Origin of the sequence: Macrococcus lamae (genome assembly GCF_004359545.1) — a bacterium.
GTDB lineage: Bacteria > Bacillota > Bacilli > Staphylococcales > Staphylococcaceae > Macrococcus > Macrococcus lamae.
Genome location: NZ_SCWB01000002.1, coordinates 112433 through 128680 on the forward strand (window position 1 = coordinate 112433; position 16248 = coordinate 128680).

Sequence of the window (16248 nt, forward strand, 5' to 3'; positions counted from 1 at the left end):
AGCAGACATCATGAGTAAAGTCCGAATCGGAATTGTTGGCGTCGGTGGAATCGCTACAGAACGTCATATTCCTGCATTTAAAGAATTTGATAATGTCGAAATCACTCATGTTCATGATATTAATACAGAACGGGCGATGATTGTTGCTAATCAGTTCGGTATTCCACATGTCGCTAAAAATTACCAGGAGATGCTTGAACAGGTGGATGCTGTAGTCATTACGACACCGAATAAATTTCATGCGCCGTTTGCGATTGAAGCTTTGAATCATGATAAATCTGTGTTGTGCGAAAAACCGATGGCATTGACGACTGAAGAGTGTGATGCAATGATTGAGGCCGAGAGAAATAGTAAAGGCAGACTTCATATCGCTTACCATTACCGTTTTATGAAGGAAGCCATCGCAGCGAAGAAGATTATCAACAAAGGCATCATTGGTGAGCCTCTTGTCATTCGTGTCAAAGCGATGAGGCGACGTAAAGTCCCTGGATGGGGTGTGTTTACTAATAAGGAGCTGCAAGGCGGCGGCGCATTAATTGATTACGGCTGTCATCTCCTCGATCTTGCCATGTGGCTTGTCGGCAGCAGAAAACCTATTGAAGTATCCGCTCAGACGTACAATCAACTGAGCCGTATGCCGAATCCAGTCAATGAATGGGGATCATTTAATCCCGAAACATTTGAAGTTGATGATCATGTCACAGCTTTTATAAGATTTGAAAATAATATCACGATGCTGTTTGAAACAAGCTGGGCCGCTAATGTTGAAAGCGATGAAGAGCATATCAGCATCTCGGGAACTAAAGGCGGTCTGAACGTCTTTGAAATGAAAGTGAATCAAGCGGATGATACATTGATGACGACACTTAATATCGATTATATTCAAGTAGAACATCCATTTGAATATTTACAGACAGAGAACTTCTTATCGTCCATCATTCATCATACACCGCTCCGTGTCAAATCTACTGAAGCAAGAGAAGTTTCACGCATCATTGAAGCAGTATATTTAAGCGCATCAAATAATAAGGCAATATTAATCTAGGAGGACGTACGATGAAATTAGGTGTATTCAATCCTTTATTCAATGATAAATCATTTGAGGAGATGCTTGATTATGTTCAAGCCTCAGGTGTAGAAGCCGTTGAAGTAGGCACGGGATGCTATCCTGGAGATAAGCATATCGACCTTGATGGTCTACTGTCAGATGAAAGTGCACGAGAAGCTTATTTGAAAGCTTTTGCAGAAAGAGGGCTCTTCATTTCATCATTCAGCTGCCATGGTAACCCTATTTCACCTGAAACAGCCTTTAGAGAAGAATCAGATATAATACTACGTAAAACAATTAAACTCGCGAGTCTGATGAAGGTGCCTGTCGTCAACTGCTTCAGCGGTACAGCAGGTGATTCGCTAGATGCAAAACTGCCTAACTGGCCGGTAGCACCGTGGCCGAATGAATATAAGGATATTTATGACTGGCAATGGGAACAGAAATTAATTCCTTACTGGAAAGAGATTGCAGAACTTGCAAAAGAACATGATGTAAAAATCGGTCTTGAGCTGCACGGTGGTTTCCTTGTTCATTCACCGTATACACTGCTGAAATTAAGGGAAGCGACAAATGAATACATCGGCGCTAACCTCGATCCGAGTCATATGTGGTGGCAAGGTATTGATCCGGTAGCTGCAATTAAAATTCTTGGTGAACACAATGCGATTCATCATTTTCATGCTAAAGATACATTTATAGATCAGGATAATGTCAATATGTACGGACTGCTTGATATGCAGCCTTATAGTAACGTCAAAACAAGAAGCTGGACATTCAGAAGTGTGGGCTGTGGTCATGATCTGAAAGAATGGACAGCGATGATGAGTGCATTAAGAACATATGATTATGATTATATCGTCAGCATTGAGCACGAAGATCCATTGATGTCTATCGAAGAAGGATTTCAGACAGCAGTTCGTAATTTGAAACAGGTCATCATCAAACATACACCGACTGATATGTGGTGGGTATAAGGAGGAAATACAATGGCAGAGATTAAATTAGATCACATTAAAAAGACTTACGAAGGTGGCAATACGGTTGTTAAAGACTTCAATCTTCATATTCACGACAAGGAATTTATCGTATTTGTCGGTCCATCAGGCTGTGGTAAGTCTACGACATTACGGATGATCGCCGGTCTAGAAGATATCACTGATGGTGAGTTTACTATCGATGGTGTTCGAATGAATGACGTTGCACCTAAAAATCGTGATATCGCGATGGTATTCCAGAACTATGCGCTATATCCGCATATGACTGTATATGATAATATGGCATTCGGTCTTAAATTACGGAAAACACCAAAAGATGAAATTAAGCGCCGTGTTGAAGAAGCGGCTGAAATATTAGGACTGACTGATTATTTAAAACGTAAACCGAAAGCATTATCAGGTGGTCAGCGTCAACGTGTAGCTTTAGGTCGTGCCATTGTTCGCGAAGCGAAAGTCTTCCTGATGGATGAACCTTTATCAAATCTCGATGCTAAGCTGCGTGTGCAGATGCGTGCTGAAATTTCTAAATTACATAATCGTCTGCAGACGACGACAATTTATGTAACGCATGACCAGACAGAAGCATTGACGATGGCTACTCGTATCGTTGTATTAAAAGACGGCGATATTATGCAGGTAGGGACACCGAAAGAAGTTTATGATTTCCCGGAAAATATTTTCGTAGCTGAATTTATCGGCTCGCCACCTATGAATATCTTTAACGCAAAATTATCAGAAAAATCTATTTTTGTAGGTAACTATGAATTCGATGTGCCTGAAGGTATTATGCGTTCATTGAAAAATAAAGGATACGTAGGGAAAGATATCAAGTTTGGTATTCGCCCGGAAGATATACATGATGAACCTGTATTTATTCAGTCATTTGAAAATGCATCGTTCGAAACAAAAGTTACCGTAAGTGAATTGCTAGGATCAGAAATCATGGTTTATTCTATGTTTGAAGGTCAGGAGTTCATCTCTAAACTAGATGCTCGTAATGACTTTAAAGCAGGAGAAGTCATCCGTCTTGCGATGGATATGAACAAAGCACACTTCTTTGATGCAGAGACTGGAGATCGTATCCGTAATGCATCAGAAGATAAACGCCGTCAGGAATTAGAACAGGAACAACAGACAGCGAAAGCTTGATTTTAGGATATAGGTAAGCTTGCCGAAATGTAGGCATATATGATTGTATTCGTTTAGTTAAGCTGTTAGCATACTCATGTTAACAGCTTTACTTATTTAGACTAACTGGAGGAACTATAACAATGAAACGCATTTGGTGGAAAGAAGCGGTATGCTATCAAGTTTATCCGCGTAGCTTTAAAGATTCTAACGGAGATGGCATCGGGGATATTAACGGCTTAACGGAGAAACTCGATTATTTAAAAGAGCTGGGTATTGATGTCATCTGGCTAAGTCCGGTATACGATTCTCCTAATGATGATAATGGTTATGATATTCGAGATTATCAAAAAATTATGAGAGATTTCGGCACAATGGAGGACTTTGACCGCCTGCTGCTTGAAGTACACGAGCGCGGCATGAAATTAATTATGGACCTTGTCGTCAACCATACAAGTGATGAGCATCCGTGGTTTATAGAATCCAGACATTCGAAGGAAGACGCCAAACGCGACTGGTATATTTGGCAGGATGGAAAAAATGGACGCGAGCCAAACAACTGGGCTAGTATCTTTGAAGGGTCGGCATGGGAATATGATGCAACCACAAATCAATATTACATGCACGTATTCAGCCGTAAACAACCTGACTTGAACTGGGAGAACAAAGAGATGCGCCATGCCGTCTATAATATGATCAACTGGTGGCTTGAAAAAGGAATTGACGGCTTCAGGATTGATGCTATCAGCCATGTTAAAAAAACATTCTCTAAAGGAGACCTTCCGAATCCTGATGCACTGAACTATGTAGAATCATTTGAAGGGCATATGAATCAGCCAGGAATTCATGAATATCTGAAAGAAATGAAAGAATCGACATTTGATAATTACGATATTATGACGGTCGGTGAAGCGAACGGTGTTACAACAGATGATGCTGATCAGTGGGTTGGCGAGGAAAACGGAAAGTTCGATATGGTGTTTCAGTTCGAGCACTTAAATTTGTGGAACCATGATGTCGGTACAGAATTTGATATTCTCGGTTATAAGCAGGTTCTTGCAGAATGGCAGAAAGGACTTGAGAACAAAGGATGGAATGCTTTATTCATCGAAAACCATGACCGTCCACGAGTGCCTTCTACATGGGCAGATGATAAAGTGTACTGGTTTCAAAGTGCAACCAGTCATGCGGCGGTCTACTTCCTGCAGCAGGGAACACCGTTCATCTACCAAGGGCAGGAAATCGGAATGACTAATTATCCGTTTAAAGACATTTCAGAGTTCAATGATGTTCATGCTAAAAATATTTATAACAACGAGCTTGTCAACGGCAAAACAAAAGCCGAAGTCATAGAAATGCTGCAGCGTATCAGCCGGGATAACGCCCGTACACCGATGCAGTGGAATGATGATGAAAACGCCGGATTTACAACAGGCAGACCGTGGTTAAAAGTCAATCCAAACTACGAGGAAATCAATGTTGAGAAACAGATGCAAGATGAAAATTCTATCTACAGCTTCTATAAGAAAATGATTCAATTCAAAAAAGACAATCCAGTCATGACTTATGGCGTGTTTGACCTCGTCTACGCGGATGATCCGGATGTTTTTGCATATACACGGACGTTAGAGGATGAGCAGGTACTCGTCATCGGTAACTTGGATGATATAGAAGTAAAGCTCGATAACAGCGAAGGTTTCAACTTTGATCCGGAGAAAATCGTGTTGAACAACTACAAGCTTCAGGAATCAGCATCAGATGAAATCATTTTAAAACCTTATGAAACCCGTGTTTATAAATTATCTTAAAGACATTAATTAATACAATATTTACAGAATAGTCATGTTAAATCCATAAATGCTTGTTAGACTGGATTGGAATCTAATTATAAAGGAGTCCGAAGTAAATGAATCGTCTCATTAAAGTTTTCCTGACGCTAATGATTACGGCATCATTAGCTATTCCATTCTCAAGTACAAAAGCACAGGCAGCAGGTAAGCTGCTGATTTCTGAATACGTTGAAGGGTCAGGCTACAACAAGGCAATTGAAATTTATAATCCGACAAGTGAAGCAGTTGATTTGTCTACCTATTCCCTAGTTTCTTTTATAAACGGGGCAAGTGAAACATCAGGCACGGTAACAGAACTTAAATTATCCGGCCCATTACCAGCGGGTGAAGTATTTGTTATCGCTAATCAGCAGGCAGGCGCTGAAGTACTTGCACAGGCAGACTTAAAAACAGGTTCTTCTGTTATGAATTTCAATGGGGATGATACACTTGTATTATTTGAGAATTATAATGCAGCATCTAAAACAGGTGATATCAATGATTCAATCGGTCAAGCAGGAGTTGATCCAGGAACAGCGTTCGGCTCTGATGTGTCTACAGTCGATATGACTCTTGTCAGAACAGCAGATAAGCTTACAGCAGATACTGATATTCATAACAGTTACAATCCTGCTGATCAGTTCATTGCTCTGCCGAAAGATACATTCAATGAATTAGGTGCATTTAACGGTGGCGTTGTTGCTCCAGAACCTGAAACACCAAAAGCAGAATATAAAGTTAATGTAGTGCGTGTAGTGGATGGGGATACAATTAAAATCTCACCTTCAATCATGGGGTCAGATACGATACGATTCTTAAACATCGATACTCCTGAGACTTATCACTTAACTTCTTATGATGAAAGCTTGATCGACACTGATCCAGACCATAACCAGAAGTATCACGGTGAAATCGCTAAAAAAGCACTGAATGACATTTTAACAGCAGGGATGCCGGTGACGGTAAAAGTGAATCCTGAAGAAATCACTGATGACTATGGCCGTGTCCTTGGACAGGTCGTTCGTGAAGATGGTGTTAACGCTAACCTTGAGATGGTGAAGCGAGGAATGGCATCTACTTATTTCATCTGGCCTGTGGCAAACTGGGATGACTACAATATGTTCCAGAATGCAGTAGCAGAAGCGCAGAAAGAGAATATCGGAATCTGGCAGGAAGCGCATCCTTTGATGGAACTTGCTTTTGAATTCCGCGCACGTTATGACGGCAAAGGATTCCTTCGCTATGTCGGTAACTCAGAGTCAAAAGTTTATTACGATCCGCAGAATTTTGCACAGGTTCCAGTAGAAAATCGCATTTTCTTCACTCAGGAAGAGGCTATCGCTCAAGGTTACAAACCTGCACCAGGTAATGGCGGTACTTTACCAGAAGAGACAGCTAAAGAGATGACGATCAAAGAAGCACGTGATAGTGGCAAAGGGACAAAAGCTATCGTCACAGGAACAGTGACTAAAGTGGATGGTTATAATATCTACATCCAGGATGACACAGCAGGAATGGTCATCAGAAGTAAGACTGTTAAACCCGCTGTAGGAGATGGAGTTGAAGCCATAGGTGAAACAGCTGAATACTTTGGGTTATATCAGATGGAAACTGAAGACGTGAAAGTTACAGGACAAAAAGCAGTGGAACCTGTCGTGACAATACTTGATGCCATCAATGAGGACGTTGAATCTGAGTTCATTCGTATCGAGAACGTCACTGTGAAATCTGTAAATGAATTCAATGAATACACAGTAGTCGATGCTAAAGGTCATCAGTTTGCAATTAAAACTGCAGATGCTCTTGAAATCGGTGCGAGTTATTACCAGATTGACGGCGTAGTAACATACAGCTATGGTGCTTATAAACTTCTTCCGGTCAACATTGTGAAAGATGCACCAGTTAAACCAGCTTTCGATATAGCAGGTTTTGCATTCCATGACAAAAATCATAACGGTAAACTGGATCAGCCTGACAGGAAATTAGCGGATGTAAGAGTCAATCTTTACCAGGATGATAAACTCGTTAAAACTGTTATGACAAATGCACAAGGTGAATATGTGTTTAATGCTGTTGAAAACGGTAAGTACATTGTTGAATTTACTTCTCCGAATGGCTTGGTCGAGACATTGAAAGATATGACTGTTGATGATAAAGATTCAGATATAGAAGACAATAAAGTAGCTGCATTAGTAGCTGATGCAGCAGTAAAAGACGTGTCAGCAGGTTTCACTAAAAATATTGGTAAACTTAAAAAGAAATAATGATGATTGTCCTGCCTTTATGGCGGGACTTTTTTTACTTTCAACTTTTAAGGAAACTTTAAGAATTATTACGCCTATCCTTCTGTACAATAAACAAGAAGGGCGGGAGAAGCGTGGATAGAATAAAAGTGGTGGATAGTTTAAGAGGATTCAGTTTGTTCGGCATATTGATGGCTAATCTACTCATATTCCAGTTTGGTATGTATGGTAAGGAATATACTGAAGTCTATCATATAGAAGGTTTCAGTCTATGGCTGATAAAAGGGATTAAAATTTTTATAGAGGGTAGCTTTATGCCGATTTTTGCTTTTCTTTTCGGCTTCGGGCTGATTAAGTTAGCTGAGAGTTTGAAAAAACGAGGATTGGGTGTGAAAAGACATGTGTTTAGACGAGGAATCGGTCTGTTAATTCTCGGTCTGCTCCATGCACTGTTTTTCTTTGAAGGGGACATATTGACTTTCTATGGTCCGATAGTGCTGCTGTTAGTCTTTCTTGTCAATCGGAGTATAAAAACTCTGGTTATTACAAGCGTTATCAGTTTTATTCTATTGTTCGGTGTCGGCATGCAGTTCCCGGATCTTATAAATGAAGCAGTCAATACCATGTCACCTGATAAGCTGACAGAGAAGCAGCATGAATACTTGCTGCAGCAAAAAGAAGTGTATAGCACTGGAACTGCTACTGATCTGCTGAATTTCATGATGCAGGATGATCCTTTTATGGGATCAGACGCATTGCTACCATTGATTATGCTGATAGGGTTATTATTATTCTTCCCTGTGTTTCTGACAGGAATGATTGCAGCGAAGTCACGCTTTTTTGAAACAGGAATGACTGTGTTTAAGAAGCGTATGCTTATTTGTATCCCTATTGGACTGTTATTGAATGCAGCTGGGGTTAATTTTGAAGAAAGTGAACTAGCGCTTAATGCAATGCTGATCGGTGATTTTGTATTGTCGCTCGGTTATATCGTGCTGTTTTATTATCTATATCATCGATGTACGAGCAGACTGTTGTTCAATGCATTTGAAGCAGTGGGGAAATTATCGTTGACCAATTATATTATGCAGTCAGTTTTTCACTCATGGATTTACTACAGTCGCGGATTGGGACGATTCGGAGATGATGACTTCGTATTATCTGCTGGACTCGCGCTTTTGTTCTTTGTGCTGCAAGTCGTCTTCAGCAGTCTATATATGCGTTTCTTTAAATACGGGCCGCTGGAATATATGCTGAGAGCATGGACTTACTTATCATGGAAACCATATTCCAAAAGGCGTTTAGTTTAAGCAGTAAAGAGAGACGAAGATGAATATCTTTGTCTCTTTCTTTCGTTTTAGGTCATAATTCCTTACAATAGTAATGAGGTGGATGACATGATGTTAAAATGGGATCACTTGATTCATTATATAAAAAATCTGGAATCGTTCGAATTTCCCGATCAGTTCCTGTCAGTAGTTGCAGGAGGCAGACACGATAAGCTGGGTACCTATAATAAACTCAGCTACTTTGACTTAAGTTATATTGAGTTCATCGATGTATTTGATCAATCACTTGTCGAGAAATCAGCTGGAGACAGTAATGAAAGGCTGAGTTTTGCAGCTACTCTTAAACATACTGGTTATAGTGAAGGGTTTAAACGTCTCTGCTTCCGGACAGATGACATTGAAACATTGAAGGATCATTTCATTTCGTGCGGTCGACAAGTGATAGGACCAAACAGGATGTCACGGACTAAGCCTGATGGTGAAGTTATCAGCTGGCAGCTGCTTTATATTGATGACAATAGCGACAGAGAGCTGCCTTTTTTCATACAATGGAACGAGTCAGATGAAGACAGAAAAGAAGCGCTCGCTCCTTTGTTTCAACAGCTGACTGTTAAGGAGATAGTGCTTGTCACAAAAGATCCTGCCAAGCTCATTGCTGAATGGCAGGATCTGTTAGGTGCTATTTTTGAAAATGGGGTACTGTATATTCCTGAAAGTCCGGCATTCACAGTAACTCATGGAGATAGTGATGGAATTCTGTCCGTTACTATACAATCACATATAGAAGGAACCATGACTGTCAGAAACGGAATTTATAAGTTTGTTCAGTAGACATAATGATAGACACGCATGACTAGCAGTGCGGCATGGTATAATGCAATGAGTAGTGTAATCAGAATAAAAATCAAGTTGAGCTTAGAAGGTCGGACAATTAAAAAGATGATAGTGATGATAAGTGTGAGACCGACTGCGATGACACTGATATCGAAGTGATAAATGGCTTGGCGCGTCTGAAACAGAAAAATCAGAACTATATTAACGACAGCAAGAATTGTCAGCAGAATATTTTTGAACATCTTAAACCTTCTTTATCAGTATATTTGATAATTCATTATAACAAAAATTAATGGTAAATTATAGTTACACAGTTGAAAGGGAGATTTTAATGACGATAGAACGACTTCATATTTCCAATGAAATACATGATGATTTTGTTAAGCAGCATCCGAACGGTGATTTGCTTCAACTAACAAAATGGGCAGAATCAAAGCAGTTAACTGGCTGGTATTCACGGCGCATTGCTGTAGGACGTAATAATGAACTGACGGGTGTGGGTCAGCTGCAGTTTAAACGGGTGCCGCGGATGCCGTTTACATTATGTTACGTGTCACGCGGTTTTGTCTGTGATTATAACGATAAAGAAACGGTGGAAGCATTAACAAAGTTCGCTATTGAAGTGGCACGTGCTGAACGTTCTTATGCGATTAAGATTGATCCAGATATTGAAGTGCAGAATGCTGAAGGTCTCGTCGAGTACCTTGAATCTCTCGGCTACCATCATAAAGGGTTTGAAGATGGACTGAGTAAAAGTTATATTCAGCCGCGTATGACGATGGTTACAGATATTGATATGGACGAAGAGGCGCTGATTCAAAGCTTTGAGAAGAAAAATCGTTCTAGCGTCAAGCTCAGTCAGAAGAAAGGGACAGAGGTCTTTATCGGTGGTCGAGATGATTTGAAAATATTTGCTGCGCTCATGAAAGAAACGGGACTTCGTGACGGCTTTCTGACCCGCGACATCTCTTATTTTGAAAATATTTATGATGCTTTGAATCCATCAGGTGACGCAGAACTGTTTCTTGCTAAACTTGTACCAGGTGAAGTTATGCCGAAACTTCAGAATGATTATGATGCACTTGAACAAAAGAAACAGAAACTGCTGCAGAATAAAGACCAGAAGAAGGCAGCAAACCAAATAAAAGATATAGATCAGCGGCAGACAAAGTTACAGAAGCAGTTAAATGAACTAGAAGAATTGCAAGTAACACATCCAGAAGGAAGAATATTAGCGGCCTCTTTGTTAACCTTCTCAGGTCATAAAGCTTATTACTTATACAGCGCTTCAAGTAATGATTACCGCGATTATTTGCCGAACCATCATATGCAGATCAATATGATGCGATACTCTCGGTCACGCGGTGCCAAGACTTATGACTTCGGGGGGACAGATAACAATCCTCCGAAAGATTCAGAGCATTACGGCTTATGGCTGTTCAAAAAGAAATGGGGCACGCGTCTAAGTGAAAAAATCGGCGAATTTGATTATGTGCTCATTCCTCTTGTATATCAGATGGTAGAACAGGTAAAACCACGTATGACGAAGATGAAAATGAAATTCACTAAAGGACGTAAAAAGTAGGGGATCATATGAAGATAGCGATAATTGGCGGCGGCAAAATGGTCACGCAGATGGTAACTGGATGGAAAAACAGCGGTATTGACTTACAGACTTTAGGCGTCTGGCTGAGAAATAAAGAAAAGCAGCAGGAATTTGTGGCGACTCACGGGGTAACAAGTATTGATTCACTGGAAGAGCTGTCAGCATATGACGCCGTAATGCTTGGTGTCGTGCCGAAAGCTTTATCACAAATAGCAGTGCAGCTGCATCATTATTTAACAGAAGAACATATCATTATGTCGATTGCTGGAGGGGTATCAATTCAGGACATCGATGATATGTTTGATCACCATCAGAAAATTGTCCGCATTATGCCGAACACTCCTGTCGCGGTGAATTCAGGAATACTTGCGATGAGTCGAAACGAATATGTCAGAGAACATGAAGTAACTGCTTTGACAGAAATGATGGAACGACTGGGTGTTGTTAAATGGATGGATGAATCACTGATGCATATTATGCCTGCAATCGCAGCTTCATCACCCACTTTTATCTATATGATGATCGAAGCTATGGCAGACAATGCAGTATCTGCGGGTCTCGACAGAGAGACTGCCTATCAGCTGGCAAGTCAGATGGTCGTAGGAGCCGGTAAAATGGTACTCGAGAGCGGTGAACACCCTGCTGTACTTAAAGACCAGGTCACTTCACCTGGTGGTTCGACGATCCAAGGCGTCAAGAAGCTCGAAGAAAAAGGCTTCAGAGATGCTATCTCAAAAGCCATGGATGAAATCACAAAGTATAATTAATTTCTGAATTCCAAGTAGAAATAAGGATTTACAAAGTTAAGATAAAGAATAAAAAAGAAACTTAGCAGACTGATGAGCGTTAATATTATCGCTAGTAATTTGTATGTTAAGTTTTTTTCTTTCACGGGACGTCTGGCATATAAATAAAACAGTCCGGTGATAAACGTAAGGATACAGAAAAACAACCAGAAATAAGTCGTGAAAAAAATAATGCCGCTGTTGATGAAATAACTTGCTGCGAAGACAATATGCATAATAATATAGAGCAGCATTAAAACTTTTTGCATAGAAGTCCCTCCTGTCATTATTCATTTTAATGGAAAGCTGTATTAAACAAAATATAAATATGGAGGAAAATGATGAATATAGGTTTTATTGGCACTGGTGTAATGGGTAAAAGCATGGCCGGTCATTTAAAAGGACATACACTTTTCGTATTTAACCGCACGAAAGAAAAAGCAGATACTCTTATTGAACAAGGAGCCGTCTGGTGCCGTAGCCCTGCTGAAGTATCAGAACAATGCGACGTTATTTTTACGATGCTCGGCTATCCTCACGATGTAGAAGAGATGTATTTAGGTGAACAAGGTCTCGTTAAATGTGGAAGACCAGGACAGTTTCTAATTGATTGTACGACGTCTAGTCCTGAGCTTGCGAAAAAAATCGCTGAAGAGGCGATGGCAGCTGGTATCTCAGTTATCGATGCTCCGGTCAGTGGAGGAGACATCGGTGCAAAGAACGGCACGCTGTCCGTCATGACAGGCGGCGATGAACAGGCCTATTTAAAAGTCAGAGAAATCTTAAATATGTTCAGCAGCAGTGTTCAATATTTTGGTCAGGCGGGGAGCGGGCAGCATACGAAGATGGCGAACCAGATTGCTATTGCTTCAGGAATGATAGGTGTTGCGGAAAGTCTTTATTATGCTGAACAGGCAGGACTTGATATTGAACGGGTGCTTGAAACCATCTCTAAAGGTGCAGCGGGCAGCTGGTCCCTGTCTAATCTTGCGCCTCGCATGCTGGCGGGAGATTATCAGCCAGGTTTTTATACACATCATTTTCTAAAGGATATGAAAATTGCTCTCGATGAAGCTTCAAAAATGAACATCCAGCTGCCAGGGCTTGAACTCGCTTATCAGCTTTACAATCAGCTGTCTGAAGAACAAAAGCAGTCAACAGGCACTCATATTATTTTCGAAAGATATAGAGGGAATAATTAGCAATATATAGAAATTTAGTCTATATTGTTATTTGAGATTAAAAATTGGAGGAAGACAGTGATACAGAAAATAATAAATTTTTCATTACATAATAAGTTCGCCCTCTGGCTGATGACTTTGATTCTTGCAGCAGCTGGTATTTATTCAGCGATGACTATGAAGATGGAGATGCTGCCGAGCATTACATCACCAGTGATTACAGTGACCACACCTTATCCAGGTGCAACACCGGAAGCAGTGCTTGATAATGTTACAGAACCGATAGAAAAGAAAGTTTCAAGTATGTCGGGTGTCGATAAAGTATCAAGTCAGTCGATGCAGAATGCCTCAGCGATTACGCTGCAGTATGACTTTGGGACTGATATGGATAAGGCCGAACGTGATCTTCAGGAGGCGATTGCAAAGATTGACATGCCGGAAGAAGTACAGGACCCGGCAATCGATCAGATTTCTATATACACGTTCCCTATAATCAGCTATTCGTTCTCTTCAAACAATAAAAACATCAAAGATCTGACGAAGAAGATTGAAAACGATCTTGTCCCTCGTATAGAAGGGGTTGACGGAGTCAGTAGTGTAACATTCTCAGGTCAGGAAGTTCAACAGATTGAACTGCAGTTTGATAAGGATCAGTTGAAGAAAAAAGGATTAACAGAAGAGACTGTGCTTCAATACATTAAAGGTGCTACAGCGGATGCTCCTCTTGGTCTTTATACATTTGGTAACGACTTGAAATCTATTGTCGTCAATGGACAGTTTACATCTGTTGAAGCACTAAAATCACTCAAAGTACCAGTGACAGGCAGTGCAGCGGCGGCACCTGCCGGAGCACAACCTGGTGCTCAGCAATCTAGTGCCCAGCAGCCGGCAGCTCAAGCCTCAGGTAATCAGGCTGGCAGTGCAGCTCAAGCAGCAGCGGCAGCAGAACAGATGAAAAACGCAAAATTACCGACAGTAGAATTAGGTGAAATAGCGTCTATAAAAAATGTAGCTAGCCGCGAGTCTATTTCTAAAACGAACGGTAAAGATTCATTAAGTGTTCAAGTTGTTAAATCAGACAACGCCAATACCGTAAAATTAGCTAATGATGTGAAAGATATTGTCAGCAAATTCGGCAAAGAAAATAAAGATATCCAGACTTTATTAATGATGGATCAGGCGAAACCGATTGAAGATTCTGTTAAAACAATGGTTGAAAAAGCACTGATCGGGGCTCTGTTCGCAGTCATCATGATTCTGATCTTCCTCCGTAATATCCGTTCTACATTCATTGCAGTGGTCTCTATTCCAATGTCTATTCTCATCGCGTTGATTATCCTTAAGCAGCTGGATGTGACATTGAATATTATGACACTTGGTGCGATGACTGTCGCTATCGGACGTGTTATTGATGACTCGATTGTCGTTATAGAGAACATCTTCAGACGAATGTCATTGAAGAATGAACGTTTGAGCGGTGCCGCACTTATTGCAGACGCAACGCGTGAAATGTTTATTCCGATTATGTCATCGACACTTGTAACGATTGCAGTATTCCTGCCGCTTGGTCTTGTTTCCGGTTCTATCGGTGAACTATTCAGACCATTTGCTTTGACAGTGGTATTTGCTTTACTCGCTTCATTATTAATTGCGATTACCATTGTCCCGATGCTCGGTCATATCTTTTTCAGAAACGGCATTAAAGGGCATCATGATGAAAAGCCGGGTGCTATTGCGCACTTCTATCGACGTGTACTTGACTGGTCATTAAATCATAAGTGGATTGTCGGTTTACTGAGTGTGTTATTACTTGTCGGTAGCCTGATGCTTGTGCCGCTTGTCGGAACGTCATTCATCTCAACAGGTGAGGATAAACTCCTGGCATTGACTTATAAACCGCAGCCTGGTGAGACGGAAGACGAAGTCGTCAAGCATGCTGAAGAAGTTCAGAAATATTTATCAAGTAAGAAGGATGTGGAAAACGTCCAATTCTCTGTCGGTGGCAAAAACCCGTTCAGCCCGGTTGCCTCAAATGACATGGCGATGATGGTTGAATACAATAAAGATACACTGAACTGGGAGAATGAAGCTGAAAAAGTATTGAACAAGCTTGCAGCATATAAACATCCAGGTTCATGGAAGAACCAGGACTTTGCAACAGGAGGCGCTTCAAATAGCGTATCTGTATCAGTGATCGGCCCTTCAACAGATGCCATCCGTTCAACAGTGAAAGAAGTCGAAAATGTAATGAAGAACCAAGATACGTTATCCAACGTCGATTCATCATTATCTGACAGCTATGATGAATACACTTTAAAAGTAGATCATAATAAATTGTCCGAACTTGGCTTGACGGCAGGGCAGGTAGCCATGACATTAAATCAGCGTTCACCTGAAACCGTGGTCACTAAAGTAGGTAAGAATGCGAATTCAACAGACGTCATTCTTACTAAAGACGAAGAAACGAATTGGACAAAGAAAAAACTGGAAAATACAACAATTACTTCACCGCTTGGCCGTGATGTGAAACTCAGTGAAGTTGTTGACATTACAGAAGGTAAATCGTCAGATACAATCACTCGTGAAGACGGAGACGTATCAGCAAGTGTAGACGGAAAAATTAAAGCAGATGACGTTGGTAAAACAACAGCAGATGTTCAAAAAGCTGTCTCTAAAATCGATACACCAAGCAATGTTAATATTAAAGTCGGTGGAACAAGTGAAGATATTGGAGAAAGTTTCTCACAATTAGGACTTGCGATGCTTGCAGCTATCGGTATTGTCTATTTAATCCTTGTACTGACATTTAAAGGCGGACTTGCGCCGCTTGCGATTCTATTCTCATTACCATTTACGATTACAGGAGTGATTGTTGGATTACTAGTTGCCGGCGAAACATTATCAGTGCCTTCAATGATTGGTATTTTGATGTTGATCGGTATCGTTGTAACTAACGCCATCGTATTGATCGACCGTGTCATCCATATGGAAGACAGAGGATTATCAACACGTGAAGCTCTGCTTGAAGCAGCATCAACGCGTGTAAGGCCAATTTTAATGACCGCACTCGCGACAATCGGTGCTTTATCACCACTATTATTCGGTGGAGATGGATCGGTATTAATTTCTAAAGCGCTTGGCGTGACTGTTATCGGCGGTCTTGTATCATCTACATTACTGACGTTAATTGTTGTGCCTGTAGTGTACGAAGTACTGATGAACATCAAAAATCGCAAGAAAAGAAAACAGCAGGTCACTGAAACTTATTAAAAATAATCCCTTAAAGCCAGTTGAGCTTTAAGGGATT

Annotated in this window: 13 protein-coding genes; 11 read left to right on the plus strand and 2 right to left on the minus strand. The window is 40.7% G+C overall.

Features of this window, described 5'->3' with window-relative positions; all coding sequences use genetic code 11:
• Window positions 1-10 precede the first annotated feature (10 nt).
• The 7 genes from ERX29_RS02115 (at window position 11) to ERX29_RS02145 (ending at window position 9366) form a co-directional block, all read left to right on the plus strand.
• Window positions 11-1045 (plus strand): Gfo/Idh/MocA family protein, encoded by a 1035-nt coding sequence (locus ERX29_RS02115; RefSeq protein ID WP_133443035.1) that lies wholly within the window; start codon window positions 11-13, stop codon window positions 1043-1045.
• A gap of 11 nt (window positions 1046-1056) precedes the next feature.
• Window positions 1057-2025 carry a sugar phosphate isomerase/epimerase family protein gene (locus ERX29_RS02120; protein ID WP_133443036.1) on the plus strand — a complete coding sequence of 323 codons (969 nt, stop codon included), beginning with the start codon at window positions 1057-1059 and terminating at the stop codon, window positions 2023-2025.
• A 12-nt stretch (window positions 2026-2037) separates the two neighbouring features.
• Window positions 2038-3195: an ABC transporter ATP-binding protein gene (locus ERX29_RS02125; protein ID WP_133443037.1), complete on the plus strand. Its 1158-nt coding sequence runs from the start codon at window positions 2038-2040 to the stop codon at window positions 3193-3195.
• A 122-nt stretch (window positions 3196-3317) separates the two neighbouring features.
• Complete coding sequence (locus ERX29_RS02130) at window positions 3318-4982, plus strand: glycoside hydrolase family 13 protein (RefSeq protein ID WP_133443038.1); 1665 nt, start codon at window positions 3318-3320, stop codon at window positions 4980-4982.
• Between the two features lie 98 nt (window positions 4983-5080).
• Window positions 5081-7267, plus strand: a complete 2187-nt coding sequence (locus ERX29_RS02135; RefSeq protein WP_133443039.1) for a thermonuclease family protein — start codon at window positions 5081-5083, stop codon at window positions 7265-7267.
• Between the two features lie 113 nt (window positions 7268-7380).
• Window positions 7381-8556, plus strand: a complete 1176-nt coding sequence (locus ERX29_RS02140) for a DUF418 domain-containing protein (RefSeq protein WP_133443040.1) — start codon at window positions 7381-7383, stop codon at window positions 8554-8556.
• Between the two features lie 87 nt (window positions 8557-8643).
• Window positions 8644-9366, plus strand: a complete 723-nt coding sequence (locus ERX29_RS02145; RefSeq protein ID WP_133443041.1) for a VOC family protein — start codon at window positions 8644-8646, stop codon at window positions 9364-9366.
• Here ERX29_RS02145 and ERX29_RS02150 read toward each other — a convergent pair.
• Complete coding sequence (locus ERX29_RS02150; protein WP_133443042.1) at window positions 9360-9611, minus strand: hypothetical protein; 252 nt, start codon at window positions 9609-9611, stop codon at window positions 9360-9362. The genes ERX29_RS02145 and ERX29_RS02150 overlap by 7 nt on opposite strands.
• Before the next feature lie 95 nt (window positions 9612-9706).
• Here ERX29_RS02150 and ERX29_RS02155 point away from each other — a divergent pair, with 95 nt between their 5' ends.
• Window positions 9707-10954, plus strand: a complete 1248-nt coding sequence (locus ERX29_RS02155) for a lipid II:glycine glycyltransferase FemX (protein ID WP_133443107.1) — start codon at window positions 9707-9709, stop codon at window positions 10952-10954.
• Between the two features lie 8 nt (window positions 10955-10962).
• Window positions 10963-11742: a pyrroline-5-carboxylate reductase gene (gene proC / locus ERX29_RS02160; protein ID WP_133443043.1), complete on the plus strand. Its 780-nt coding sequence runs from the start codon at window positions 10963-10965 to the stop codon at window positions 11740-11742.
• On the opposite strand, the gene ERX29_RS02165 is transcribed toward proC, so the two are convergent.
• Complete coding sequence (locus ERX29_RS02165) at window positions 11739-12029, minus strand: hypothetical protein (RefSeq protein ID WP_133443044.1); 291 nt, start codon at window positions 12027-12029, stop codon at window positions 11739-11741. The genes proC and ERX29_RS02165 overlap by 4 nt on opposite strands.
• 72 nt (window positions 12030-12101) lie before the next feature.
• On the opposite strand from ERX29_RS02165, the gene ERX29_RS02170 reads away from it, so the two are divergent.
• A complete protein-coding gene (locus ERX29_RS02170; RefSeq protein WP_424960621.1) occupies window positions 12102-12962 on the plus strand; it encodes an NAD(P)-dependent oxidoreductase in 861 nt (286 codons plus the stop codon).
• A 57-nt stretch (window positions 12963-13019) separates the two neighbouring features.
• The gene (locus ERX29_RS02175; RefSeq protein WP_133443046.1) at window positions 13020-16211 is read left to right on the plus strand and encodes an efflux RND transporter permease subunit; all 3192 of its coding nucleotides are present in this window, start codon (window positions 13020-13022) and stop codon (window positions 16209-16211) included.
• Window positions 16212-16248: the final 37 nt, after the last annotated feature.